General features: G+C 31.0%; 22 protein-coding genes. 9 read left to right on the top strand and 13 right to left on the bottom strand.

Going from position 1 to position 26,259, the window contains the following annotated elements:
* Positions 1-305: 305 nt before the first annotated feature.
* The 9 genes from ABIK75_05585 (at position 306) to ABIK75_05545 (ending at position 10,829) form a co-directional block, all read left to right on the top strand.
* A complete protein-coding gene (locus ABIK75_05585; GenBank protein ID MEO0090559.1) occupies positions 306-596 on the top strand; it encodes a nucleotidyltransferase family protein in 291 nt (96 codons plus the stop codon).
* Positions 589-936, top strand: a complete 348-nt coding sequence (locus tag ABIK75_05580; GenBank protein MEO0090558.1) for a DUF86 domain-containing protein — start codon at positions 589-591, stop codon at positions 934-936. Before ABIK75_05585 ends, ABIK75_05580 begins: the two co-directional genes overlap by 8 nt.
* A gap of 157 nt (positions 937-1,093) precedes the next feature.
* Positions 1,094-1,264, top strand: coding sequence for a hypothetical protein (locus tag ABIK75_05575; protein MEO0090557.1), 171 nt, complete (start codon positions 1,094-1,096; stop codon positions 1,262-1,264).
* A gap of 708 nt (positions 1,265-1,972) precedes the next feature.
* On the top strand, positions 1,973-2,422 hold the full coding sequence (locus ABIK75_05570) for a hypothetical protein (protein ID MEO0090556.1): 450 nt from the start codon (positions 1,973-1,975) through the stop codon (positions 2,420-2,422).
* Positions 2,423-2,570: 148 nt separating this feature from the next.
* Positions 2,571-3,551, top strand: a complete 981-nt coding sequence (locus ABIK75_05565; GenBank protein ID MEO0090555.1) for an AAA family ATPase — start codon at positions 2,571-2,573, stop codon at positions 3,549-3,551.
* A gap of 129 nt (positions 3,552-3,680) precedes the next feature.
* The gene (locus ABIK75_05560; protein MEO0090554.1) at positions 3,681-4,073 is read left to right on the top strand and encodes a sigma factor; all 393 of its coding nucleotides are present in this window, start codon (positions 3,681-3,683) and stop codon (positions 4,071-4,073) included.
* A 142-nt stretch (positions 4,074-4,215) separates the two neighbouring features.
* Complete coding sequence (locus tag ABIK75_05555) at positions 4,216-5,217, top strand: hypothetical protein (protein MEO0090553.1); 1,002 nt, start codon at positions 4,216-4,218, stop codon at positions 5,215-5,217.
* 7 nt (positions 5,218-5,224) lie between these two features.
* Positions 5,225-5,551 carry an Ada metal-binding domain-containing protein gene (locus ABIK75_05550; GenBank protein MEO0090552.1) on the top strand — a complete coding sequence of 109 codons (327 nt, stop codon included), beginning with the start codon at positions 5,225-5,227 and terminating at the stop codon, positions 5,549-5,551.
* Between the two features lie 259 nt (positions 5,552-5,810).
* Positions 5,811-10,829, top strand: a complete 5,019-nt coding sequence (locus ABIK75_05545) for an SBBP repeat-containing protein (GenBank protein ID MEO0090551.1) — start codon at positions 5,811-5,813, stop codon at positions 10,827-10,829.
* 63 nt (positions 10,830-10,892) lie between these two features.
* On the opposite strand, the gene rgy is transcribed toward ABIK75_05545, so the two are convergent.
* From rgy to ABIK75_05480, 13 genes are all read right to left on the bottom strand, one after another.
* A complete protein-coding gene (rgy, locus tag ABIK75_05540; GenBank protein MEO0090550.1) occupies positions 10,893-14,276 on the bottom strand; it encodes a reverse gyrase in 3,384 nt (1,127 codons plus the stop codon).
* A 15-nt stretch (positions 14,277-14,291) separates the two neighbouring features.
* Complete coding sequence (gene purC, locus ABIK75_05535; GenBank protein ID MEO0090549.1) at positions 14,292-15,311, bottom strand: phosphoribosylaminoimidazolesuccinocarboxamide synthase; 1,020 nt, start codon at positions 15,309-15,311, stop codon at positions 14,292-14,294.
* Positions 15,311-16,621: a BREX system ATP-binding domain-containing protein gene (locus ABIK75_05530; protein ID MEO0090548.1), complete on the bottom strand. Its 1,311-nt coding sequence runs from the start codon at positions 16,619-16,621 to the stop codon at positions 15,311-15,313. The genes purC and ABIK75_05530 overlap by 1 nt, the downstream gene beginning before the upstream one ends.
* A complete protein-coding gene (locus ABIK75_05525) occupies positions 16,621-17,907 on the bottom strand; it encodes a BREX system ATP-binding domain-containing protein (GenBank protein ID MEO0090547.1) in 1,287 nt (428 codons plus the stop codon). The genes ABIK75_05530 and ABIK75_05525 overlap by 1 nt, the downstream gene beginning before the upstream one ends.
* On the bottom strand, positions 17,904-18,734 hold the full coding sequence (locus ABIK75_05520; protein MEO0090546.1) for a hypothetical protein: 831 nt from the start codon (positions 18,732-18,734) through the stop codon (positions 17,904-17,906). The genes ABIK75_05525 and ABIK75_05520 overlap by 4 nt, the downstream gene beginning before the upstream one ends.
* Positions 18,735-18,770: 36 nt before the next feature.
* The gene (locus tag ABIK75_05515; GenBank protein MEO0090545.1) at positions 18,771-19,820 is read right to left on the bottom strand and encodes a uroporphyrinogen decarboxylase family protein; all 1,050 of its coding nucleotides are present in this window, start codon (positions 19,818-19,820) and stop codon (positions 18,771-18,773) included.
* Positions 19,820-21,169: a 2-hydroxyacyl-CoA dehydratase family protein gene (locus tag ABIK75_05510; GenBank protein MEO0090544.1), complete on the bottom strand. Its 1,350-nt coding sequence runs from the start codon at positions 21,167-21,169 to the stop codon at positions 19,820-19,822. The genes ABIK75_05515 and ABIK75_05510 overlap by 1 nt, the downstream gene beginning before the upstream one ends.
* Entirely contained in the window at positions 21,159-22,109 is a 951-nt protein-coding gene (locus tag ABIK75_05505; GenBank protein ID MEO0090543.1) for a 2-hydroxyacyl-CoA dehydratase family protein, read from the bottom strand. The genes ABIK75_05510 and ABIK75_05505 overlap by 11 nt, the downstream gene beginning before the upstream one ends.
* Positions 22,109-23,305, bottom strand: a complete 1,197-nt coding sequence (locus tag ABIK75_05500) for an ASKHA domain-containing protein (protein ID MEO0090542.1) — start codon at positions 23,303-23,305, stop codon at positions 22,109-22,111. Before ABIK75_05500 ends, ABIK75_05505 begins: the two co-directional genes overlap by 1 nt.
* Positions 23,302-24,231 (bottom strand): uroporphyrinogen decarboxylase family protein, encoded by a 930-nt coding sequence (locus tag ABIK75_05495; protein ID MEO0090541.1) that lies wholly within the window; start codon positions 24,229-24,231, stop codon positions 23,302-23,304. The genes ABIK75_05500 and ABIK75_05495 overlap by 4 nt, the downstream gene beginning before the upstream one ends.
* A complete protein-coding gene (locus ABIK75_05490; GenBank protein MEO0090540.1) occupies positions 24,224-24,856 on the bottom strand; it encodes a corrinoid protein in 633 nt (210 codons plus the stop codon). Before ABIK75_05490 ends, ABIK75_05495 begins: the two co-directional genes overlap by 8 nt.
* Complete coding sequence (locus ABIK75_05485; protein MEO0090539.1) at positions 24,853-25,644, bottom strand: methyltransferase domain-containing protein; 792 nt, start codon at positions 25,642-25,644, stop codon at positions 24,853-24,855. Before ABIK75_05485 ends, ABIK75_05490 begins: the two co-directional genes overlap by 4 nt.
* 205 nt (positions 25,645-25,849) lie before the next feature.
* The coding region (locus ABIK75_05480) for a carboxypeptidase-like regulatory domain-containing protein (GenBank protein MEO0090538.1) at positions 25,850-26,259 on the bottom strand (410 nt) is incomplete at its 5' end.

The following is a 26,259-nucleotide window of genomic DNA, read 5'->3' as shown; positions in this document are numbered from 1 at the left end:
ATTATATTTTAGAATTAAAACTATCGGTTCTTAGAAAATATTTAGAATATTCAAGGATTTACCAATTTATAAAATCTGAGGTTTTGGAATGAAACTTATTGAAAACCTTTTAAGATTTGAGAGACATTTAAAAGGAGCAATAGAATTAAAGGATAAAGATATCTCTCATTAAATTTACAATACTTTAACAATAGAATTTTTCCTTATTTTTTCTTTCTATATAAATATTAAAGCGGGAAAGTCCTTTTTGATAGAACTTGATTTTTTTAGGGAAAAATATAATATTAATATAGGGTTGTTTAAATATGAAAAATATTGAAGAAATAATAAAGATTATTAGAAAGCATAAAAAAGAATTAGAAGAAAAATTTAAAGTAAAAAGTATTGCCATTTTTGGCTCATATGTTAGGAATGAACAAAACGAAAAAAGCGATATTGACATTTTAGTTGAATTTAGTGAACCGGTGGGTTTTGAATTTTTCCGTCTTGCGAGGTTTCTGGAAGAAATATTGGGAACAAAAGTTGATTTAGTGACCTTTGATGCGATTAAACCAAATCGGCGGAAATACATAATGGAGGAACTAATCTATGTCTAAGAGAAACTGGAAATTATACATAGAAGATATTTTAGAGTGTATTGAAAAGATTGAAAGATATATTGGAGATTTTCAATTCGATGATTTTAAAAATGATAGCAAAACAATTGATGCCGTGGTAAGGAATTTAGAAATAATTGGTGAAGCATCCAGAAATATTCCTGAAGAAATAAAAAATAAGTATAGCGAAATTCCTTGGAGAGACATAATTGATTTCAGAAACAGAATTGCTCATGAATATTTCGGTATAAGTCTATCAATTGCTTGGTATATCATTAAACAAGAACTTCCCAAGTTAAAACAGCAGATAAAACAAATTTTAGAAAGCGAAACGAAATAATAGTCATATTTACCTATTTCTTGGTTTTATCTCTTTGAGTATTTTTTATTAAAAAAAGTGGTAACCTTTAGGGGTATTTTTTCGTCATATATATATGGGGAGAATAGATAAGAATAAAGGGGTTATAATTATCTATGTTAATAAATCTCAATATCTTATGGGAAACCTAAAGTTATTAGGCTGTGATTACGGGAGATTAGAGTATTGGTATTATGGGACAAAAATAGCATTAGATTTAGGTAATTCAATTAAGAAAAGGGTATTGAAAAACAAACTTAAAAAGGAGGTGCTTAACGTCTTATTATTTTCTTATTTAATGGCTAAATAAATATACCTTTTATATATTTTCTAAAATCTATGTTAATAGAACAGGAGGATTTTACCCCCTATTAAAAAGGGGGCAGTATAGGAGATATTATAGAATTTAGTCTTTAATTTAGTTTTTAAAGGTATAATGATTAAAATTAACAATCAAGAAATCAATAAAAAATAAATTAGATTATAAAATAATCATTCAAATTATTTAAGGCTTTTATATTTCTTTTTATAATTCCTTTTATATTAGAATTAAATTATTTAGGTAAATCTGTTAAGAAATAGTTAAAGAGTGTAAGAAGGTTATATGAGAAGAGAGGTAAAGATACATCAACCTAAAAATCCTTATGTTTATATTTTAGGAAATACTCAAAAATCAGTATCTTTCTTAATTAAGATTAAAACTGGTAGAATATAAGAATTTAAAAACATAACTAATTGGAGTAATTATAAGTTATTACTCTTTATTTATTAAGCCCTAATCTCCAAGGCAGAGTTAGAGCCAATTCTTTATATTTTTCTTTGCGAAAATTCTTAAAGATCCAAAATAAAAATGGCAAAACCAATATTCTTACTCTTTTCCATCAAAAAGTTCGTTTTCTTTTTTCACAAATTACCAAATTTATATTTAGTAAGAAGCTTTCACATATGGTAAAAATTTTTTTATTAATCTTTACATATTTGACTTTTAAAAAGATTTCTTATATTATTTTAAATAAAAATGGATAAACGGAAGAATAAATGGAGTCAATGGAAGGATCTTGAGAAAGAGCCATGTTCTTATGAGAAGAGTGCTATTTATAAAATTCGTTTGTCAAATCATAAAGGAAAACCAATCGCTATACCCCGTTTTTTAAAGAAAGATAAAAACGGCATTCTAATGATTGGTAGAACAAAAAATTTAAAAAGAAGATTGAATAACTTTAGAAGGGCTGTAGAAAAAAATATATCTCCTCATAGTGAGGGAAAGAAGTTTCATTTAATAAAAAGCACAAGAAATTTTAAAACACAGTATGGAAGTAACTGGCGGTTAGAATATTCTTTTAAAAGATTATGTAAAAATCAAATTAAAAAAGAAGAAGAGAAAACTTTAAAGAATTATTTTAAGGAATATGGGGAACTTCCGGTATTGAATAGTATTTTACCTAAAAGAAAAATCCAGAAAAAATAATAATCTCCCTAAGATGTTCTCTTTTTAATTTTAAATTTAAAACGAAGATGATAAAAAATATATATTAAACCAGTATTAAAAGTTTTGAGAATTTGATATAATATATATAATTGTTGATAAAATAAGATATTTTAGATAAGATAGTAGTATGATTAAAAATTTGGAAATTAGGAATTTTAAGTCAATAAGGGAATTGAAGTTGGATTGTAAAAGAGTAAATATTTTTATTGGTGAGCCGAATACCGGTAAATCAAACATTTTGGAAAGTGTGGGAATTTTTTCCTTTCCCTTTATTTTGGGTTCGGATTATCCTTTTAAGAAACTTATCCGTTACGAAACAACCACTAATCTTTTTTATGATAATGAGATTGAAAAACCAATTTTTATTGGGGCTGATGAGTTTGAATTGGAGTTGAAATTTGCTGTTGATACTTTTGTTGGCGAATGTCGGAAAGGAGATAATTTATTTTTCTCCTTTTCTCTTAATTTTCAAGATTATGTAGATGGTAGATTATTATCTGCTGAGAAAAATCCTTTTAAATTTTATAAATTTGAGGTTATTAATTATTTTTCTACTGCCTTACGAGAGCCCTATCTGTTGCCACCACGCGGAGATAATTTATTGGAGATCTTGTTGATGAATAAGGATTTAAGAAAGAGAATTAACGAGTTAGTTAAGCCCTTCGAATTGAAGATTGTTTTGAAACCTAATGAGCAAAGTATTGAAGTCCAAAAAGAAATTGAAGATGTAGTAATTGCCTATCCCTATTCGCTTCTTTCTTATACTTTACAAAGGATTATTTTTTATTTGGTAGCAATAGAGACTAATGAGAATTCAATACTCATTTTTGAAGAGCCAGAAGCCCATTCTTTTCCTCATTATACAAAACTTCTTGCTGAGAAGATTGCTTTGGATGAGAATGATAACCAATATTTTATCTCAACCCATAGCCCTTATTTTATCTATCCCATAATAGAAAAGGCAAAAAAGGATGTGAATATTTTTATCACTTATTATAAAGATTTTCAAACTCAGGTAAAAGCGATTGAAGATAAAGAGATAGAGGAGATAATAGATTTAAATATTGACCCATTTCTAAATTTGGATAAGTTTATAAAGGAAAAATAAAAAGTAAGATTATTTTCTTTTAACTTTTAAATTACTAAGTAATTTCATTTTCTATTTCTAATTTTTGACTATTAAATTTTTAATCTTATTATTAAAGGTGGTAGATTGTTAAAATTTTTAGTTTATTTTATGAAGGAAGAGATGGATAAGGAAAAATTTTTGGAAGAGATTTTTAGGGAATATTCTGATATAATTTTTAATAAGGCATTGAAAATAGTAAAAGATGAAAATTTAGCAAAAGATGTGGTTGCCGAAACCTTTGAGAAATTTAGTAAATGGAATCCCTTTGTTAAATTAAAAAGTAAGACAATTTGTGGATGGTTAATAACTACTGCCAAACATATCGCGATTGATTATGTGAGGGAAAGAAATAGGGATTTACCATTAGATGAAAATATTCCAAATAATTCACCAAGCCAAGAAGAACTTTTTATCAAAAGAAGTGAATATGATAAAGCAAATGAGATTGCCAAGAAGTTTTTGAATGAAATCTTTATGAGATTTATGAGTTATATTTTTTAAAAGGTTATCAAATAAAAGAGATTGCCCAAAAGAAAAATACCAGCGAAGGAGCAATAAAGAAAAGTATTTTTAAACTCAGAAGAATTATCTACGAAAGAACACCCAAATCAATGAGGGATAAATATTTTAAAAGGAGGTAGCGGTGCCGGAAGTTTATTTGATAAAAGGTGATTTTGATTTTCTAAAAAAGGCAAAACCTTTTTTGGATAAGAAAAGGAATTTATTTTATCTTGCGGCTTCTTATGAAAACCTTTCACTATTAGAGATTTTTAGGAAATTGAAATTTACCGTCTATCTTTTTGACGGAAAAACTTTTTTGATAATAGAAGATTGGGATAATCTAAAAAGATACCTAAAACCAAATGAATATCTCTTACTCTTTTTCCTCAAAAAGGAGAAGAGAAAGATTAGAAAAGTTTTTGAGAAATTAGAAGAGGATAAGATTGATTATCTTCTTTCAATTATGGAAGAAGAGGAAAAGATAAATAATCTGCCTGAAATAATAAAAGAGGAGATTATTATCCAAAAGAAAACTGAGAAATTTCTCAAAGCAATTGGCGAGATGAAAATTCTGAGCGAGAAAGAGAAAGAAAAAATTTGGGAAAAGATAAAAGAAAGGATAAAGAAAAAAGAGGAGATAAAAAGAGCCGATTTCATTATTTTATTATTGGCAATTTTTAATAAGGTTTTTGGCATAACTCGATTAATGAAGTTTTTGTTTTTATTAAAAAGGGAGTTGAATATTGATAAATATTTCAAAAATTATTACCGTTTTCTTCCTTATTCATTAGGTCCTTTTGATAAGAAGATTTATACGGATTTAGAAGATTTAATAGAAAAGGGATTGGTAAAGAAAATTTTACATCCCAAATTAAAGATTTCTGAAATTGAGAAAGAGATAATTGGTTATTTTGATGAAGAAGTGATTTGTGAATACCGACTAACTGAAAAAGGTTTAAAAGAAGCCCAAAGAATAATCAATATTATTAATAAAATTGATAAGAATCTCATAAAAGAGATAGTTAAATTAAAAACCAAATATCAGAAATATACTTTATTACAATTATTAAAAGAGATTTATTCAAAATATCCCGAATATCAAAGAAAATCTAAGATTTGGGAGAGGATAAAAAATATTATTTAGATGACTTATGGATAACTTTTCTAAACTATTACTTTTAATATTAAATTTTCTTTTGATTGTTATCTATTTTCAAAATGTATCTTTAAAAAGAGAGATAGAGAATTTAAAAATAAAAATTGAAGAAATTAAATCCTCAGAAATATCTAATCCTTTTTGGGAAGAAAAGCCGATAGAGAAAAAATTAATTTATATCGGTAATTCAAAAACCTTAAAGTTTCATCTGCCCGATTGCCAATGGGCAAAGAAAATAAATCCCGCAAACAAAGTTTATTTTAATTCCAAAGAAGAGGCATTAAAAAAGGGCTATCAACCTTGTAAGATATGTAATCCTTAATTATAATATACCCCCTACTCCATAAGTTTACGATTGAAAAATCTATTTTTTATAAGTTATTGAAAAATAAGAAGAAAATTTTACTAAAATTTTTTAAATTTTTACTTGACTTTTTTAAAAATTCTGGTATAATATAATCAATATTAACTGAGGACTGGGCATAAGTTCAGTTAAAATTTAGTCAGTTAAAAGGGGTGGTAGCTGACTAAAATAATAAGTTAAAATTTCACCCTGATTAAAACGAATTTAGGAGGTGAAAATGCGAGTAATTATTTTGATTTCACTTATCTTTATTGGAGTTTTTGCTTTTTTAAATCCTTCTATTCCCCAAAAGAGAATGGAGGGTTGTTATTTCTCTTCTGGTGGTTTTGAGGAAAATCTTGGTCAGGTTGGTGATTTCAATGGAGAAAGGGTTAATGATGTCCTTTTGAAAGCGAGAGATAACAACTTGGGAATTTTCATCAGAAAAGATGGCGTCAGTTATGTAATTTATCATTTAGAAAGGGTAGCAGAAAATGTAAAGATGGCAGATACCGATGATGAGACGAAATTACATTATGCGCGAATTGATTTGGAATTAATTGGTGCTACTATTGATAAACAGAAAATTATTTACGAAGAGGAACTTCCGGGATATGCTAATTATTACCTACCCAATTGTCCTGATGGAATTCTTTTTGTGAAGACCTATCAGAAAGTAAGGATTAAAGATATTTATCCTGGTATTGATTGGGTATGGAAATACGAAGATGGAGTAATTCATCACGAGTTTGAAGTTTCATCACAGGCAAATCCAGAAGATATCAAAATAAAGGTAAAATATGCGGATTGGGAGATAGTAGATAATAAACAACTTCTTTTGAAAACACCACTTGGCAATATAAAGGATGGCGAGATTATCGCCTATGAAGGTAATAAAAAAACAGATGTCTTCTATCGTTCGGAAGATGGATTACTTTCTTTTGAAGTTAAAAAGTGGCAGAGAAAAGAGAAACTTATTATTGACCCACCACTCTCGCTTATTTGGGCAACTTATTACGGCGGAAGTGGTCACGATTATGGTCGGGCGATTGCTACTGACCATAATGGAAATGTATTTATTGTTGGGTATACAAATTCTGGCAATTTTCCACTCCAAAATCCAGGCGGTGGTGCTTATTATCAAGGAACAATAGGCGGTGCTAATGATTTATTTATATTGAAATTCAACAATAATGGCCAAAGGCTTTGGGCAACTTATTATGGCGGAAGCGGTGGCGAAGAAGGTTATTCAATTGCTGTTGACAACTTAGGTAATATTTTTATTACTGGAATTACTACTTCCGATAATTTTCCAACTTATAATCCAGGCGGTGGTGCTTATTATCAAGGTTCAAGACCCTCTCCTCACCGAGATGCTTTTATATTGAAATTCAATAATAATGGTCAAAGGCTTTGGGCAACTTATTATGGGGGTTCCCATCATGACGATGGATATTCAATTGCTATTGATGATTCAAACAATGTTTTTGTTACCGGAGCCACACGTGCCGATAATTTCCCAACTTATAATCCAGGCGGTGGTGCTTATTATCAAGGTTCAAGAGCAGGTGGGCTTGACTTATTTATATTAAAATTTAATAATAGTGGTGTAAGGCAATGGGCAACTTATTATGGTGGAACTGGTGATGATTGTGGATATTCAATTTCTGCTGATAATTTGGGAAATATTTTTCTTACTGGTTATACCGCATCAGCCAATTTCCCAATCCAAAATCCAGGCGGTGGTGCCTATTATCAAAGTTCCAATGCTGGATACAACGATGCGTTTATTTTGAAATTTGCTAATAATGGAGCAAGAATTTGGGCAACCTATTACGGTGATATTGCCAATGAAGAAGGTCGTTCCATTACTTTTGATACCTTGGGAAATATTTTTATAACTGGTCATACAACATCTACTAATTTCCCTCTTCAACAATCTTCAAATCCTGGAGCTTACTTTCAAGGAACACTTCGTGGGGCGAGAGATGCATTTATATTAAAATTTAATAATAGTGGTGTAAGGCAATGGGCAACTTTGTATGGCGGAGACGACCACGATTATGGTTATGCAATTGATGCTGATTATTCAGGAAATATCTATATTACAGGTTATACTCAATCAACGGATTTTCCAACCTATAATGCTGGTCTTAGTGCTTATTATGACAGCACATTTAACGGAGGCCAGGATATATTTCTTTTAAAATTTACCGATAATTGTATTCGTCAATGGGCAACTTTTTATGGCGGAGGCAATGAAGATATTGGCTGGTCAGTTGCGGTAGATGATTCAGGTAATTTCTTTGTTACCGGTCAAACTATGTCAACAGATTTTCCAACTTTAAATCCTGGTGGAAGTGCTTATTATCAAGATACCTTAAACAGTCAAGCTACCCGTGATGCTTTCATTTTGAAATTTGCAAAGGCAATTACTTATGATTATGATGTCTGTGTATTAGAAATTATTTCTCCGGAGGATACAGTTCCCAAGCAGACAATTACACCAATAATGGCTGTTAAAAATTGTGGCAGAAATTCTTGCGAAGATTTTTTTGCCTATCTCCAAATTTATAATTCTGAGGGTAACTTGGTTTATAACGAATCAACAGAAGTTTCTGGTCTAATACCGGAACAAGGAATAACTTTAATTTATTCTGATTGGACACCTGATACGGTTGGTCAATTTACAATAATTGGGATAGTTTATCTAACAGGTGACATAAATCCAAGAAATGATACTCTAATCAAAAATATTTTTGTCTATTGGAAAGATGTTGGTATTTCTCAGATTATTCAACCGGTTGGCAATTATCTGCCAGGAACCCAAGTTGAACCGAAGTGCAAGGTGAAAAATTTTGGAAATCTTCCTGAATCTTATATTGCAGTAAGGTGCTCAATACCTGATTTAGAAGGATATTATGATGTAGAGACGGTAGATAATCTTGCACCTTATGAAGAAAGAGAAGTTACTTTTGACCAGATTACTATTCCTATTGGAACTTATCAGGTTTACTTTATGGTGACAACCGAAGGCGATATGGATTTAAGTAACGATTCTGCTTCTGCTACTTTTTCAGGTAGTTTTAGAGATGTTGGTGTGAAGGAGATTCTTGAGCCAGTTGGTAATATTCCCAAATTGCCATTACAACCGAAAATGGTTGTTAAGAATTATGGTACTTCTTCAGCAACTTTTCCTGCTTATTTCCGAATTTATGATAGTTTAGGTAATATGGTTTACAACAGTGAAAGAGAGATTGAAAATTTACCAGTTGGAGAAGAGATAACTGTTGAGTTTGATACCTGGATACCACAAACTGTGGGCAATTTTGTAGTAAAGGGTATCACTAATTACGATTTAGACGAAAATAGAAGTAATGATACTTCGGAAGTATTTATCTTCGTCTATTGGAAGGATGTTGGTATTAGTGAAATTATCCAACCAGTTGGTGGTTATTCAGTGGGAATGGAAATTGAACCAAAATGTAAATTAAAGAACTACGGAAATTTAGATGAGTACAATGTTCTGGTGAAATGCTCAATTCCTACCTTAGAATATATGCGGGAAATACCTGTTGAACATCTTGAGCCTTACGAAGAGATAACTATTACTTTTGACACAATTATAATTTCTTTGGGGATTCACGAAATCTATTTTCGGACAACAACTGATGGCGATATGAATTCAGAAAATGATTGTGTTGACGGTATTTTCTGGGGTGGTCAATTAGACGTTGGTGCTACCGAGATTCTTTCGCCAACGGGCATAATTCAAGTTGGCACAACAAAACCAGTTTCGGGTAAGGTTAAAAACTTTGGTGAGTTAAGTGTCTCTTTCTGGACATTCTTTAGAATCTATGATAAAGATAATAATTTGGTTTATATTGATTCAATCTATCAAACGGTAGAGCCCTCGCAAGAAGTATTGTTAAATTTCCGCTCTTATAATTGTAATGATACTGGTGAATTTAAAACAATTATCAAGACCGCTCTTACCGATATGAATCCGAATAACGATTCAATTATTGGTAATTTTAAAGTGGCTACCTCTATTCCTCAAGTTGGTGGTTGGTATCGTAAACAAGATGTAAGTGGTGCTCAAAAACCAGTTAAAAGTGGCGGTGCCTTGGGTGCCTTGGGTGATAAGGTTTATGCTTTGATTGGAAATAATACGAGAGATTTAATGGCTTATTATGTAAATGGCGATAGTTGGAAAAAGAAAAGCGAAGTTCCTCTTTCCTCTCTTACTCCTAAGAAAAAGAATGTGAAAAAAGGAGCAGCAATTACTACCGATGGTAAATATCTCTATATTGTAAAAGGAAATAATACTAAGGAATTTTGGCGTTATTATCCGGAAGGAGATTCTTGGAAAGAATATGAGGTTCCTTTTTCTAAAGGAATAAAAGGCTCTTCAATGACATTTGATGGTGACTCCTTTGTTTATGTGATTTGTGGTTCTAATAATGCCGAATGGAAACGGTTTAATATTTATACTGAACAATTTGAAGAATGTAATCCACCTTCTTTACCAGCGAATAAATGGAAGACTGGTTCGTGGATTGTTTATGTTAATGATACGATTTACGGATTAAGAGTTGGCGGCAAAATAAATGAATTTTATATGATACCTATCGGTGGCCAAGGAGTTAAAAAGAAAGAGATGCCATTATTTGGTTCAACTAAAAAGAAAAAGAAGGCAAAGGAAGGAAGTGCCGGTGCTTATAATCCTAACGATAATCTAATTTATGCTTTAAAAGGCGGTAATACCTTAGAATTCTTTGCTTACGACCTCAGAAAAGATACCTGGATGATTAGAGAAGATGTTGGTCAACCAACAGGTACGCCTTCTAAGAAAGTAAAAGGTGGCGGTGCCTTAACCTATTCAGAAGAAGCCAAAGGTCTTTTTGCCTTTATCGGCAACGGAATTAATGAGTTCTGGTTATACATACCTGCGGATAAATTCTTAGCAAATACTGTTCCTTCGGACAACAAGGGAATTCAAATTGGGACGACAAGTTTAAAAAACTTCGCATTAACTGTGATACCGACAAAAAATTATCTCAAAGTTTCTTATACATTGCCAGTTAATATTAAAGCCACATTAAAGATTTACAATACTCTTGGTGAACTTGTTTGTAGCGCCGCTTCGGATAAAGGGTACTTTGTGATTAATGTCAAGAGTTTTTCCAGCGGTATTTACATTCTCAAGTTTGCTGCCAATGAATATCAAGCAACCAAGAAGTTAATAATTCATTAAAGTTGCCCGATATCTCAAAAAGATAGGCCGGGATTTATTCCCGGCCTTTTTCTTTTAGAAAATTTATTTACCCTTTTTAACTGCTAAAAGTTGGCGATATAAATCGTAAAGAATTGGTTGAAAATCTGTTTCGCCATTCTCAACACTATCCATCAAGTTTTCCAATTTACGTGTAAATTCTTCAGAAAGCAAATCTTTCGCTTCGTCAATTGTTTTTAAATAAGAATAAACAGCCTTTCCTAATTCTGTAGGTACCAAAAATCCTTTTATATCAATAACATATTTTCTTTCTAATAGTTTTTCAATAATTAAAGCATAAGTGGAAGGTCGACCAATGCCTTTCTGTTTCATTTCAAAAACCAATTCACCTTGGGTATAACGATAGGCCTTTGGTTGTCTTTTGATTTCTTTTTTATTTTCTATATTATAATTTCCTTCCATCGGTGGATAGAGATCTAATTTGAAAATTTTATCCCAACCAGGCTCAATAATCTCTGTTCTTAAAGATATTTTTTCTTGCTTATAATGCACTTTTACTAAATAATCGACAATCTTTACTTTTATTGGTTTCATTTGGCTGGCAATAAACCTTTTGAAAATTATTTCATAAAGTAAAATATGTTCCTTAGTTAGCCCTTCAATTTGACCACTCAAAAGCATCGAACGGAGTTCCTCCGGCTCTAAAATCTTTGTTGGACGAATACATTCATGAGCCCCACCTTCTCCCCAAGTTCTTTTCTGAAAATATCCTTCGCCAAATTCTTCTTTAATAAATTCTTTGGCAATATTAATACCAGTATCTGATACTCTAATAGAATCAGTTCGGTGATAAGTAATATAACCAAGTTCGAACAAGGTTTGGGCAAGTTCCATTGTTTTTGGTAAGGAGAAACGGTAAAAATCACTGGCATCTTTTAAAAGGGTATCGGTCCGATAAGGAGGTAAAGGAGATTCTATCTCTTCTCTTTCGCCAATCTTTTCTATTTCTATTTCTTTAAGATTGTTATAAAAATCAAGAGCGGTTTTTTCATTTTCAAAAGTGAAATTTAATCTTAGTTTTTTACTATTTTTTTCAACATTGATAAAAATTTTATAGATACTTTTTCTAAATTCTTTCTCTCTTTCAATAATCCATCCTAAAACGGGTGTTTGAACTCGACCTGCTGAAAGAGTGGGTTTGCCAAAAGCCCGATGGAGAAATTGAGAAAATTCAAAACCAATCCAACGGTCAGAAATTCTTCTTAAAATTTGGGCTTTAATTAAGTTCAAATCAAAATCTCTTGGCTCTTTGATTGCTTTGATTATCGCTTTTTTAGTAATCTCATGAAATTCCATTCGTTTAATATCATCAATGTATGGTTTTAAAATTTCTTTTATATCCCAACCAATTTTTTCACCTTCAGTATCAGGATCGGTTGCAATTAGAACTTGTTCCACTTCTAAGGCTGCCTTCCTTAATGTTTTTATTATTTCCTCTTTTCCTTCAATAGGCTCGTAAATGGGAATAATTTCACCATTTAAGATAACGCCATAATAACCTTCATTGGTAGTAAGGTCTAAAATATGACCAAAAGAAGCAGTAATCATTAAGTACCTATCTTCTAAAGAAATCTCGTAAATATCATATTCGCCAATTCTTCTTCTTATTGGTTTGCCAAAGAAATTAGCAATAGTCCTTGCTTTATTTGGTGACTCCACAATAATTAAAATGGGTTTTAAAATTTCCTTAGTTTCTCCTATCTTTCTTTCTATTAAAAAATTCTTAATCTTTTCACGGTCGGCATTGATTTCATCAAGAACTTTCGGTAAATCAATTTCGCTTATGTGAAGAAAATCTATTTCGTCACTAAACCATCTTATTTTTCTTTTTAAATGATTAAAGGCAATTTTGTCATCAATGATTATTAAAGAAAGTCCTTTGGTAATTCCCCCAGCATACATTCGGGAAACCCGGCCACTCGCTTGAAGATATCCGGTAACATCCGAAACAACCATGAGATAACCTTCCTCCGTTGGTCGTAAAGTAACCTCTTCAGAAGTTTTTAAAAATTCGATTATCTCTTTTTTGGTTAAGAATTGGGCAATTTCTTCTCTTAATTGTTCTATCTTTTTTTTCAGGTTTTCTCTCTGGTTGATGAATTCTTCATTCAGATTTTGATATTTTTTAAGTTGTAAAAGCCAATGGTTAATTTTTTGAGTATACTCTCCTAAATTTTTTACAATAAAAGGCCGAATAGAGGAGAGCGCCCACAAAAGATGAGAAAGGTTAGTTTCAAATTTTAGAGAGATTATAATTTTAGGCACACCATAAAAAAGAGCATATCGACAGACATCGGGCATATCAAATCCTCGTGCTAAAGGATTACGGAAACTGGCAATACCCACAAGGATATCTATTTCCCCTTTACGATATAGTTCCAAATTTTCTTCATTTATTTCCTCATAAGAAAGGGCTTTTATATTATTGGCCTTTAAAATTTCAATAATCTCTTCAATACTTTCTTTTCCTTTATCACTGGGTAAAAAAAGTAAACCACCCTTTCCTAATTTTTTTATCCAATCAATTAAAGAAGATTCTTCAGTGTATACATCCACGATGTTTCTTAAATAAAAAGTCGGTACCCCTACTTCAAAACCTAACAATTCCCTAAAAAGTTTTACTCTGGAAGAACGAGGATTGGCAGTTGCTGATGAGACTACCAATACCCCTTTAAGATTTTCTTTGATTTTTCTTAATTGCGAAGAAATCTCTTCTATTCTTTTCAAATCCTCTTCGCTTTTTTGTTTTTTCCCTTTTAATTTAATAAAATTTATTGCTTCTTTGATACTTTCTTCGTCAAAGCCTAATAAATAGAGAACTTTATCAATATTTTTGGCGGTTTTTAAAAAAGAGTCGACATCATCAATAAAAATAAAAGAGAATTCTTTGGGAATGATTGACTGATTTTTATAAAGAAACATTGAGGTGGTGATTAAAATTTTAAATTCTCCCTTTTGTAATCTTTCTTTTTTCTTCTTTTTAAGACCACCATCGAAAGCAAGAAGATCTTTTTCATTAACACCAAAGTTTTTAAGTTTCTCATAAACCTGTTCCACTAACAAGCGAGTTGGTACGATGATATAGGATTTTTGACCAAATTTTAAAAGAAAACTGGCGATTGATAGACCAAAAGAAGTTTTTCCAATACCGGTGGGTGCTAAAAGAGCAAAGGAAGAAAAAGTAAAAATTCTTTTTGCCCAAGTAGTCTGAAGTCCCCAAGGTTTGCCTTTTATATGTTTTTCAAAATGTTTTTCCCACTCCTTCAGTTTTTCTTGAAGTTCTTTTATTTTTTTTATTTCGCCACTCTCTTTTTCACATTTTTTACACGGTAAATTTGCTATCAACCTTTCGGAAGTTATTTCCCCTCCGCAATTGGGACATAAGTTTTTATAGATACTTTTAATCATTTTGATAAAAGTAAATTAAAGATATTTTTTAACTTGTTCTAAGATTTCTTTTAACGAAGGAACATCAAACCAATTTCTTTGGGTTAATTCATTACAATAGGCTAAATAAATATCCTTTATTAACTTTTTAAATTCTAAAGGTAAAGAAGGCGGCTGAATTTTTACCAAGGTTTTCCAATTTATTTTGTCGATTTTTTTGGCTTTTTCTAATTCTTCGTACCATTCAGTTTTTCGATAATAAATCCGAGCAAGTTCTTTGCTTACAGGAATTTGTTGATAAGTGAATCGGCATTCATCTAAAGTTCCCAAAGCGTCCGCTAATATAAGATTTCTTTCTTCGTCAAAGCCAAATTCCAATTTACCATCTTCATTAAAAAGATCAATTCGCTGGGTTTCTTCGGTTATTAATTTATTGATAAATAAAGTTATTTCTTTTATTTCTTTTATTTCTTTTTCGCTAAGATTAACAATTTCCTTAGCAATTTCAAAATTGATATACCGGTCAATTTTTTCTAATTTTGTTGAGATATCAATAATCGGGTTTTCTAAGATTTCTCCAGGTTTGGGCATCGCGGTTAACCCTAAATCAGCCAATTTTAAACTACCTTCTTTTAATCTTTTAAAAACTGATGAACCTTCGGGCAAGGAATTACGATAAATAATTTCCAAGGGAATGAGAAAATTAACTTTTTCTTTTTTATATATGGAATAATCATAATTACCCTCTTTAATTTCTGGTTTCAGTACCCGAAGAAGTTTTATTTCCATTATATTGGTTGGTTCCTTGAGTTCTTTTAATCTTTTGGTCTTACCATCTTCCCAAAGTCCTAAGTAATGAGTTTTGATACCCTTTTCTTCCAATTTTTCAAAGAAATAGGCACTGACAAGACAGATGGCTTTTCCTTTATCTTCAATCTTGTCAGGCATTTCTCCCCAGTCAAAAACTGAATATCTATCTGAGAAAATAAAACGACCAATTCCTGGTTGGTTTTCTTTTGGTTCTTTTATAATTATTAAATCTTTAACACTTCCCATTATTTATTAATAAATACTAAAGAACTTGTATGTCGATAAATATCAAAAACTTCAATAATAAATTTTAAAAAATCTCTAATTCCCAAACTTCTTTCAATCCCTTCTTCTAAAATTGTTCGCTGTTCTTTTTCTGATAATTGAAAATTTGGATAACAAGTTTTGTAGATGTTATAAAGGGTATAGAAACATTCATAAAGATCTTTTATTTTTAAATTCTTTAAAGTTATTTTATTTTTAAATAAAGTGGTTAATCTTATATATTCATAATTGTAAGTTAATGGAGTTGTCGCCATCACCATACTGAGATAAGCATCTTTATAAATATAAGGTGTTGGTTTCATTTTATTATGAATCATCTGGTTATCCAGTTTTTTTAATTCTGGGTCATTATAACATACCCGCACCAAACCATAAAGAAAATTTAATCCTTTTAGAAAATCTTGAAAACGCCATAAATGAGCCACGGTTTCTGCCTCATCAATTAAAAGTAAAATCCCGTAAAGTCCTAATTGGTGGGCAATATAAGAAAGCGAAGAGATAAGATAGCAATAGAAATCACTGGCAGTGGAAAAATCATACAAAGCAGGAATTCTTATTCCCCCTTTTATTCGGAATTTATCGGTAAGATAGACCGCATACTCTTTGGTACTTTCGCCTTCTAACCATTGCCACAATACTTCGCTTTTGATACTTCCTTCATCAATATTTTTTAATTTTGGTAAAAGTTTTGAAAAGAAGATATTATCATAAAGATTTAAATTAGTTGCCTGTCTTAATAAATCCCGAAAACCATACTCTTGGTCATTTTTAAGAAATTTTAAATTAAAGACAAATTCTTTCCAAAATCTTTTGGGTCGATGAGGAGAGACTTCATCAGGGGTTAAAGTTATTTTAGAAACACAAATCCCTTCTTTTAAAGCAGAATGATATAAATATTCTAAGAGATGGGTTTTGCCACTACCATATTCTCCTTCAATTAAGCAAGTATCCCCTTTTCCTTCTTTTAATTTTTTTATTATCTTTTTTAAAATATTAACCTCTTCTTCCCGACCGAAAGTAAAATCTTCACAATCTTGTCGGGGCACAATTCCCATCCGTAAAGCTTCACAAATTCTTTTTGCCTTTATCTTATCAAATTTCTTTTCAAAAGTATCAACTTCGGAAATAAAAAGAAGCCTTTTCTTTAAAACCCAAAGTTTTAAACCTGAATTAAAATGGACAAAAAGTTCTTGACCATTTAAACGGGAAGAGATTACTTCTCCTTCACCAAAAACAGGATGAGAAACAATAACTCTTTTAGTTACTTCCATTAAAACTCTTCACTTTCTATTTCGCTTTCTTTTTCTTCTTCAATCTTCTTTAAGGATGTTTTTAAAATTTCTTCCGCCTCCTTGGCGGTAAGGGCAGATTTAAAATTTCTTTCTTTTAATCTAAAAAAGGCTTCAATAATTCCTAAGACAAATAATCTACGGAAACTGATATCTAAAGCAAAGGTTGTTAGGCAGGCTTTTGATAAGACATCAATTGTTGCTTTTAATATCTTTTCGTTAAAAGTGGTATCATAAGCAATTTCAAATAAATGGGCAAGTTTTAAACCAAGTTCATATAGAAACTCTTCCGGTTTTTTCTCAATTGTTTCTAAATTAATTTTTACACCGGTTGGATTAGTGGCGGTAAAAGTGCTTCTTAATCTTTGTTTCAACGCTTCATAAACACCGCCACTACCCTCTAAAATCAAATTCTCGTCAGTAACCGCATAGAAAAACATTACTCCTGGTAATCGGGCATTACCACATTCATCAATAATTTGCCTTAAATTATCTAATGCTCTTCTTTTATCACGGGAGCTAGAGATACTTAATCCCCTTTCGGCTTCATCAAAGAAGAGAATAAGTCCATTATAACCAATTAAATGTCCCCATTGAGCAAGAGAACGGATAAAACGAAAAGCGGTACTTTTGTCTAATCTTTCCGAAATCCGATATTTTCCTCGAATATCTTTGGTAATTTCTTCTCCTTTTAAATATTGAATAAGATTTTCAAAACTCTCATAATCTTCTCTTATCAAGGCTTCAAAACTTCCTCTTAAGGCATTTAAGTAAGAAATAGATTCGATACCACTTAATCCTTCTAAATAACTATAAAAGTCTTCCTTTTTGGAAACCTGTTCTTTTATTTTCTGATACCAAAGTTTAATGACATTATCAATACCTCTTTCGTAATAGAAAGTATCAAAACTTATCTCTTCGGAAATCTTGGGTGCCATTAAATTCAAGGCAATCACTTTGTAAACAAGTTCTAATTTATCAAAAGGACACTCTACTGGTGAAAGAGAAACATAACTGGTGAGATAATTATTTTCCATTGCTTTCTTTCTTAAACAATATAAGAAATGGGTTTTACCACCGCCATAATTGCCAACAATCAATTTAAAAGAAGATAATTTTAATTTTAAATAATCTTTAAAATACTCTTCTTCAATAACCTCTAAATATTTTTCTAATCCCACAGTGTAATACTCTAAACCAAATTCGGGAGGTGTGCCATAAGAACCTAATTTATGAACAATTGCTTTTGCCAATTCTTTGTTGATCATATTTTTTCAAAAGAGATATAAGAGAAATAAGTCCCTTCGCCGATTTCATTATTTGGTATCCAAATTGACTTCTTTTTATCTAAGGTAGCATCAAAAGGAGCAATCCAGAGTTTAAAAGAATAATTTTCTAATTGATTTCCCAATGAAGTTTTTAAACGATATAAATCATAACTAAAATTTATTCGGGAATATTCTTTAAAATTTTCTTTTTTAGGGTCTAGATAAAATTCCTTTCTTTGTAACAGAAAAATAAGTTCCGAAAGTAAATCAGTTAGAAATATTTTTTCACCAAAATTTAATTTTTGGAAAAATAAAGAACGTTCATATGCCAAAAGAAGTTTTTTAAAATATTCATTAGGGTTAAAAGGTTGATTAAGATAGGTTAAATAATCTTTCAAAATTTTTATAATAGTAGAAGCCTGTAAGGGAATTTTGGTTTTCAATTTTTCAATCTTTGGACCATAAAAAATTTGGCAGGTATTTAAGTCAAAATTTATTTCCAAAGTAAATATTCCAATTCTAATATTGGGAAAGAGACCACTAAAAGATAGATTGTTCTTTTCTAACTCTTCTTTTAATTGCTGACCAAATCTTTCCTGTTTTTCCAAAATAGTATTTTTCAACCATTCCTCTTCCTTTTTTAACCATTCACCGATAAGGGTTTTCAAATCATTAAATTCAATTTTTTCATAAAATTCTTTAATTTTTTGGAGGCTTTTTTCTAAAAGGGAAAAATCTTCGCTTTTCAATTTAATTTTTTCATAATTACCAATTAATCTTTGAAAAACCTTGGCATATTTCGAAAGCAAATTCAATTTATCAACCATAAATAAATTATAGAAAAATAAACTTAAAAAAGCAAGTTAAAACTTATATCTTCCCCATCGTTTACCTTCTTCGATAAAAGTAATAAGATTTTCCTTGGGGGTAGAGAAGGGGACTTCACAACCGGTTGCTAAAATATAGCCTTTTTTATTATTCTTCATTTTTAAAACCAAATTTTTTACCTTTTTTCTGATTTCTTCAGGTGATAAAAGAAGAATTTCTGTGGTGTCAAAATTGCCGATTAATCGAAACTTATTTCCCAAAAATTTTTTGGCTGAAAATAAGTTTATCCTATCTAAACTTAAAAGATCAGCGGTGGATTTTTTTAACTCCTTTAAATAAACTTGGGTATTACCACAGATATGTAAAATTACATCTAAATCGTAGCGGTGAAGATAATTAATAAGTCTTTCTTCATAAGGTAAAGCAAAGTTTTTATAGGTTTCCGGTGAAATCACACTACCGGATGCTAAAGGGTCAACAACAATTGGTAAAGCGCCATAATTGATCACACTTTTCATAAATTGAATAGTAAAATCGGTAATTAATAATAAAACTTCCTTTAAGATTTTCTTCTTTTCTAAATTAGAAAAACTTACCTCTTTTAATATTTCTGTTGGCTCAAAAAGTAAAGCAAGGGTTGTGAAAGGTGCCGGGATATAAGCAAGAATTGGCAAAATATCACCCAAGGTTTTATAAAGAATTTTTATCGCATCAAAATAAAGATAGAGCCTTCCTTTTCCTTCGTCATACTGAGAATTTAATTTTCTTTCCCAATACTCTTGTAGATTAGAAAATAGAGGTTTTTTCAATTTAGGTAAATCCTCTTGGGGATATTCAAAATAACTTCCCAGAGCTTCCGCAATAATTCCTACTTCGGAGAATACCGAGAGAAAATCGGTTTGGTAAATTTCGTAAGCATTTATTTGCGCTTGGGCAAGAATTTCTCCTTTGGTATAATAATCCTTGATTGAATAATTACTAACATAGGCACTATGATTGGTTATCAAAGGAAAGATTAATACCCTATCGGGAGTCTCATCAAAAACTAAAAGATTAAATCTTTCGCGAGGAGTTAGAATTTCCATCAGAGATTTTCAATGAAAGCATTTATTCTTGTTTGTGTCTGTAAGGGTATTTCGGAAGCGGGAAGAGGGATATCAATAATTAGAACTGGAACTTTTGCCTTTTCTTCAATCTCTTCTTTTAAGATTTCTGTTTCGTAGGCACAATGGGAAGCACCAAAAACTTGCGAGATAACTACCCCCTTCGCTTGATATTTTTTAATTTCATTAATTATTAAATCTGCTCTTTCTTTTGTTTTGCCAATTAATGAAGCAGAAAGATAACTTTCCGCAAGGGCGGTAAAGGGGTCGGTTTTATTTATCGGAATTATTTGTAGCGCCTGGTTAATGATATACTCACTGCCAACAATTCTCGTTCCTTTATCTTCAAAGTAAATAAGATATAAAGGGTCAGCCGGTGGTGTTGCCCAGACAATCTTTTTATTTTCTTTGTTTAATACCCCTTCATTATTTTTAACTCTTTTTCTTACCAAATTTAATATTCCCAAAAGAATTTTTTGCCATTCAAAGATATCAGAATAAAAATGAAGGTTACCAAATTCCAATAATAACATTTCTAAGGCACCTAAAGGAGCAATTTCGCTTTTACCAACGAGGTCTTTTAATTTTTGATAATTTCTTCTTATTAGATTCACCCTTTTTATTCCCGAAATTAATTTCTCAATAGTCAATTTTTCATTAGCGACTTCGCTCAAAATCTTGGCTAATTTCCGATAATTTTCTTTTAGTAATTTTATTGCCGATTCTCTTTTTTCTTTTCTTGGTGGAATTTCTAACCAGATAAATTCAGTTTTTTTATCTTTATAAAAAAGGTTGGATATATTTTGCATTACACAAGAGTAATCATCACAAGAAGCACCGGTAGAGGCAACGATTAAATCTGGTTTGGGAAAATAGGCTTTCTTTAGAAAGGTAGCATACACAACCCGTGAATAACAGGAGGTTTCCGGAAAATTTGCCCTACCGGTAACTTCAAAAAGATTATAATTTTCGGAAAAGAAAGGTTGCCACCAAAGACAATCGGGATAAAAACCAATCAAAGAATTAAAGGAATAGATAATTGGTGGAATACCACCCAAATCGCCCATTACTGCAATTATTTTTTTATTGATCTGTTTCGCCCGAAAGAGTCTTTCGGTTTCATTAAAAACAAATCCCCATAATCTTAGACACTCTAAAGAGGAGTCGAATTTTAAACTCATTAAATGGCGCATTCCATAAATAGCAAAGGTCTGGGGTGGTGAGAGATATCTTGCCCACTCTTCTTTTCTTTTATAATATTTATATTTTTTAATTATTCTTTCCGGAATCTCTTGGAAAAGTTCATTCCAAGTAAAAAAATCAACTCTCATAAAGAGCGCCAATTCTTGTTTCTATTTGCAAAGTGGTATCAAAGGAGTAATCACTTTCAATCAAAAGGGTTGGTCGTTTCAAATAAGTTTTTAAACTCTCCTTTTCAAAAGAAAAGGCATCACAAAATTTTAAGGTATAAAGAATTATTTTATTAATTTTATATTTTGTAATTTTTCTTCTTATATAGTGGTAAAAAATTCGGTTAGGTCTTCTTAAAATACAAGGAATTTTAGAAAAATAGAAAAAGAGGTACTCTTTTAAATCACTAATTGGTGGGTAGAAATCAATTCCGCGTGAAACCGTGCAGAAACTATCGGCAGCGATTGTAAAGTACTTTTCGATCATTTTGGCAATTGGCCAGTCTAAAGGAGTATAATAACTTCCCAAAAATAATACCTTTTCTTTTTCGGAAACAGAAGATTCTAAAAATTTAGTTTCGGGAATATCTCCTTTCTCCCAAAACTCTTTTATCAATTCTGCTTTTTTTAAAAAATTTAGACTATCAACAATTTTTAATAATCTCCTTTTCTTTTTATTTAAGATTTCTATTTCTTCTTTCAATCTTTTGTTAATTAACTTTAAATCTCTCTCCCAAAGTTTAATAAAATCAAGAATTTCTTCGTAATAAAACTGAAAAGCAGTAAGATTATAAGTGCGAGGAAAGTAGATTTCATAAATTTTTAAATAGTTAATCTCCCTTTTTAAAATTTCTCCTAATCTTCTTTGGCCATCGCAAAGACTTAATAAAAAAATTCCGTCGATCTCCCAAACTTTATTCGCCAAATTGCTGAAAAGATTTTTCAAGAAAGGACAAGCATCATAGCGAAAATATTTACTTGTTAAATCAAATTTTTGAGAAGGAATTAATCTGACCGGTTTTAAAGATAGGGCGTAAAGAAGTTCAATGGGTGTATATAAACAAAAATAACCAATGCGCATTAGGGAAAAGGGATTTGATTAACAAAGATTTGTGGAAATTCTTTAATTTCCGGTAAAAAGAAGGTTTCGGTCTTTTCAGCAATTGTTAAACATTCTTTCATTAAAGAATTTTCTTTAAGAATTTTTATTGCTCCTTTTAATGGTAGATCCGGAGAGAAGAAAATTCTGCTTTTAATTTCCTTGGGTAATATACCGATAGTATATAAATCTTCAATGTCAATCTTTGAACCAAAATTTCCAGTAAGATAAACATTTTCAATTTGGAATAGAGGGATTCCAGAAATCTTACTAAGAATGATAATTCCACTGGCAATTGCTGATTTTGCCAATTGGAGTTCTCTTATATCTTTTTGGGAAAAGTAAGGATTTTTTCTTTTAAGTTTTCCTGATTTATCAACGATTCCTTCTTTGATTAAATCAGCTAAATAAGAAATTATCCTTGAGCCATAATAATGAAATCTCTCTTCAAAAGCCGGACCAGCCGCACAGGAAGAGGCAAAAATTTTCTCTCTGTTCCCTAAAACAATCTCACCATTTGTTCCTAAATCAATTAATAAAGAAAAAGACCTCTTTTTATAAAGATTAGTATAAAGAATTTCCGAAACAATATCACCACCGATAAAACTACTAATAATTGGTACCATTTGAATTTCTTTTTTATTTTTAATTGGATAAATAATCTCTTTTTCGGGAATAAGCATTTGGTAAGGATATTTTCCTAAAGAAGAAGATACCTTATTAAGTAAAAAATGATATATAATTGGATTACCAACGATTATTCCCTTTTTTAATTCTTTTATTCTTAAATATTCCATTAAGGGATATTTTTTTAAGAGAGGATAAACGTTTATGCGAGAAAAAATATCAGTAGCAAAAAGAAAGTGAGGATTGGTAAATGTTTTTTTAATAACTCTTTCTCTTTTTTTATAACCAATTCTAATAGTAGTAGTTCCTAAATCAATTGCTAAGCAATCAGTCTCATCAAATTTTTTGTCGCAAAAACGAAAAAAAGAGGAAGGGATGTTAATTCTTTTAAATAGTTTTTGGTTATTTATTTCTTTCGGAATTTCTGTCTGACAAGCAAGGACTTTTTTGTTATCCAAAATAACTTCACATTTTTTACAAATTCCTCGACCACAGAAATTTTTTAAATAATAGCCTTTTTCAGCAAGAAGATGTAAAAGAGTTTTTATCACAATCTTTTATAGATATGACCCACATCTACCATCATTTTTACATTCTCTTTTTTGGCATATTTGGGAACATCGCAAGCGGTTGACAAAATAAAATTTTTGCCACCGGCTAAAATTTCTTTCTCGCATTCCTCTTTGACTTGAAAGATATCACCATTAACTAACAAATCAGTAGGCACTGAGCCCATAAGATAAATATCTTCGGGAAAATATCTCTTGGCAAATTGAATATCCGTTTCTAACGAGATAATCTTCGCTTTTGTCTCAATTATTAAAGGCAAAAGATTTTTTGTCTCACCACAGATATGGAGTCCACAAAATTTTGCTTCTTTAATAAGTTCTTTTAAAGGTGGCAAGGCATAATTTTCAAAAAGATTATAACCAATCAGCGAACCGGAAGCAAAAGGATCACCAATAAAAGGGATACAATTAATCTCTAAGATTGCTTTTAAATATTTCAATTGATTTTCAAAGGCAATATTTATTAACTCTCTTGCTTTCTTTTCCTTTTCAACAAGCATCATAAAGAATCTTTCTGCTTCTACCAAGAGACAGGCAAGGGAAAAGGGTCCTTTTAAAGAGACAAAAATTGGGATATTTTTAAGATATTTTTTTAAGAAAGTAGCAGCCTTTAATATTTCTTTTATTCGGCCATCGGTATAAGGATTGGCAACTTTAATTATACGAGGATAACTTTTTACTACTGGTGGCGCATCTTCCGGAAAAGATAAAATTCCGCCCATTGCTTCCATTTCCACATAAACATCGGAAAAGACAATTACCGCATCGTAATTATAATATTTCTGGCAGTACAAAAGAGCCTTTGCCAGTTTTTCACCGTCGCAATAAAGTTCCCTCTCTTTTTGACCGGTTAAATAGGCTGCATGGTTGGCAACTACTAAGGGAAAGACTTTGATATTTTCAATCATTAATCAATTGGTTAAATAATTTAACACCGGAAACAGCATCGGGAGCGTATCCATCAGCACCAATCTTTTGGGCAAAAAGTTGGGAAGTTGGCGCACCGCCAATCACCACTTTGGCTTTTATGTTATTCTCTTTTAATAATTTTATTACTTTTTCCATTTCTAACATCGTTGTTGTCATTAAGGCAGAAAGTCCAATAATCTCCGGTTTCTCTTTAAGAGCAGTTTCCAAAATTTTCTCTTTCGGGCAATCTCGACCTAAATCAATTACTTGAAAACCATCCATTTCCGCCATTAGTTTAACAATATTTTTACCAATATCGTGGATATCACCTTCAACCACTGCTAAAATAATTTTTCCTTTGCTGGGTAAAGGATTTTTTAGATTGGTTTTTAATATTTCAAAACCTTTATAAAAACATTCAGCAGCAACGAGAACTTCCGGTATAAAATATTTTCCTCGAGCAAAATAATCCGAAACCTTTTTTATTCCTAAAACAAGACCTTGAAAAATTGCTTTCTGGCAATCTAAATTATTTTTAACAATTTCTTGAGAAATCTTTTCTGTTAAAGAAAGATTTAGACTAAAGACCGCTTTGGCTAATTTCTCATAAATATCTTTTTTCACTTCTTTATCGCTACATAAAATCCTCTACCAACTTTATGCTCTCTTGATGCCTTTTCCCAAAGATTTACTAAATAGGAGGCAAAATCAAAAATATCTTTACCAAAATCATTAAGGATAATATCTTTTAATTCACCGTGAACTTTCTTTTGATATTCAATAAAATAATTATGGAAATCTTCAGTTTCGTCACGGGCAATTAAGATTTCAAATCCAGCCTCTTTTAATAATTTTTGATAGCCTTCAAAGGTTTCCATATAAGGAAAGGTCATTGAATCCAAAAGTTCTTGAAGTTCAGCCGGTGAAGGTTCACCAGTGATAATCCAGTCAGTAAAACCGATTTTTCCACCTTTTTTCAAAACCCGATAGGCTTCGTTGATTAATCTTTTCTTATCAGTGATATAGCACCAAGCTTCTTGTCCCCAAACCACATCAAAAGTCTCTTGCTTAAATGGTAAATCTAAGGCATTTCCTAAAACATATTCTACTAAATGACTTAATCCTGCCGCTTCGGTTCTTTTAATTGCTTCTTCAACCATTCTTGGTGTGGCATCTAAACCAACAACCTTAACACCGTATTTTTTTGCTAAATGGCGAGCAGGTCCACCTAAGGCACTGCAAATATCTAACACAAGCATCCCTGGTTTTAATTCTAAGGCTTGTGCCAAAATATCGGTAGCCTTTTCGCCACCCGAATGAATTTGTTCGCCCATAACTAATTCCCAAAGTTTACCACCAACACCTTGATAAACTTCTTGAACATCTTTAATTGTGAAATCTCTTCTAACCATTTTTTCCTCCTTTTAAATAAAAAATTTTTACTTCTGGGAATTAAAATAAAAATAAAAGAAAACCTTCCAAGCGCCCGGCTTGGTAATAAAAATCTCATTTCAAAATAAACATTGAAATATAATAATAAAAATTTATTTTTATGTCAAATAAAAAAGGCAGAGGAACTATATCCCCTGCCCATCCTTTTGAGAAAAGGAGATTGAATTATCTTCTTCTTATCCTTTCTCTTATTCGGTTTTCTAATTCGTAACGATATCTATGCTCTTGACTTCTTGGAACTAAAAGGAAATTGATATCTGGTGTGTTCTGACCATCTTCTACATGAACCAATTCCGGATATCTTTTTGGATAATAATTAAAGGCACGAGCAATAACAATATAATCGCTGGTTGGCAAGTTTTCAATAACATATTCACCATTCTCATTAGTAATTGCTCTACCAATAATTCTCGGTCTTCTACCTAAATGAAGCATAGCAACAACTTGGGCATTGGCGATTGGCTGATTGGTTAAGGAATCTAAGACAACACCCGAAATGGAACCGGTTCCTCTTGGTGGTGGCATAAATCTCCGAACTAATTGGAAATCAATATTAGGTGTATTTTGATTGGGAG

The sequence above is a fragment of the candidate division WOR-3 bacterium genome, from assembly GCA_039801725.1.
Lineage (GTDB): Bacteria > Hydrothermota > Tepidihabitantia > Tepidihabitantales > DTDR01 > DTDR01.
The sequence above is the reverse complement of the archived record's forward strand: the minus strand, read 5'-3'. Positions and strand labels throughout refer to the sequence as shown.

Excerpts from the sequence above, each read along its gene's own strand:
- ABIK75_05560 (MEO0090554.1), top strand. The coding sequence starts at position 3,681 with ATGAAGGAAGAGATGGATAAGGAAAAATTTTTGGAAGAGATTTTTAGG.
- ABIK75_05570 (MEO0090556.1), top strand. The coding sequence starts at position 1,973 with ATGGATAAACGGAAGAATAAATGGAGTCAATGGAAGGATCTTGAGAAA.
- ABIK75_05550 (MEO0090552.1), top strand. The coding sequence starts at position 5,225 with ATGGATAACTTTTCTAAACTATTACTTTTAATATTAAATTTTCTTTTG.
- ABIK75_05580 (MEO0090558.1), top strand. The coding sequence starts at position 589 with ATGTCTAAGAGAAACTGGAAATTATACATAGAAGATATTTTAGAGTGT.
- rgy (MEO0090550.1), bottom strand. The coding sequence starts at position 14,276 with ATGATTAAAAGTATCTATAAAAACTTATGTCCCAATTGCGGAGGGGAA.
- ABIK75_05565 (MEO0090555.1), top strand. The coding sequence starts at position 2,571 with ATGATTAAAAATTTGGAAATTAGGAATTTTAAGTCAATAAGGGAATTG.
- purC (MEO0090549.1), bottom strand. The coding sequence starts at position 15,311 with ATGGGAAGTGTTAAAGATTTAATAATTATAAAAGAACCAAAAGAAAAC.
- ABIK75_05545 (MEO0090551.1), top strand. The coding sequence starts at position 5,811 with ATGCGAGTAATTATTTTGATTTCACTTATCTTTATTGGAGTTTTTGCT.
- ABIK75_05520 (MEO0090546.1), bottom strand. The coding sequence starts at position 18,734 with ATGGTTGATAAATTGAATTTGCTTTCGAAATATGCCAAGGTTTTTCAA.
- ABIK75_05510 (MEO0090544.1), bottom strand. The coding sequence starts at position 21,169 with ATGAGAGTTGATTTTTTTACTTGGAATGAACTTTTCCAAGAGATTCCG.
- ABIK75_05525 (MEO0090547.1), bottom strand. The coding sequence starts at position 17,907 with ATGATCAACAAAGAATTGGCAAAAGCAATTGTTCATAAATTAGGTTCT.
- ABIK75_05485 (MEO0090539.1), bottom strand. The coding sequence starts at position 25,644 with ATGGTTAGAAGAGATTTCACAATTAAAGATGTTCAAGAAGTTTATCAA.
- ABIK75_05515 (MEO0090545.1), bottom strand. The coding sequence starts at position 19,820 with ATGGAAATTCTAACTCCTCGCGAAAGATTTAATCTTTTAGTTTTTGAT.
- ABIK75_05505 (MEO0090543.1), bottom strand. The coding sequence starts at position 22,109 with ATGCGCATTGGTTATTTTTGTTTATATACACCCATTGAACTTCTTTAC.
- ABIK75_05495 (MEO0090541.1), bottom strand. The coding sequence starts at position 24,231 with ATGATTGAAAATATCAAAGTCTTTCCCTTAGTAGTTGCCAACCATGCA.
- ABIK75_05530 (MEO0090548.1), bottom strand. The coding sequence starts at position 16,621 with ATGGAAGTAACTAAAAGAGTTATTGTTTCTCATCCTGTTTTTGGTGAA.
- ABIK75_05575 (MEO0090557.1), top strand. The coding sequence starts at position 1,094 with ATGGGAAACCTAAAGTTATTAGGCTGTGATTACGGGAGATTAGAGTAT.
- ABIK75_05585 (MEO0090559.1), top strand. The coding sequence starts at position 306 with ATGAAAAATATTGAAGAAATAATAAAGATTATTAGAAAGCATAAAAAA.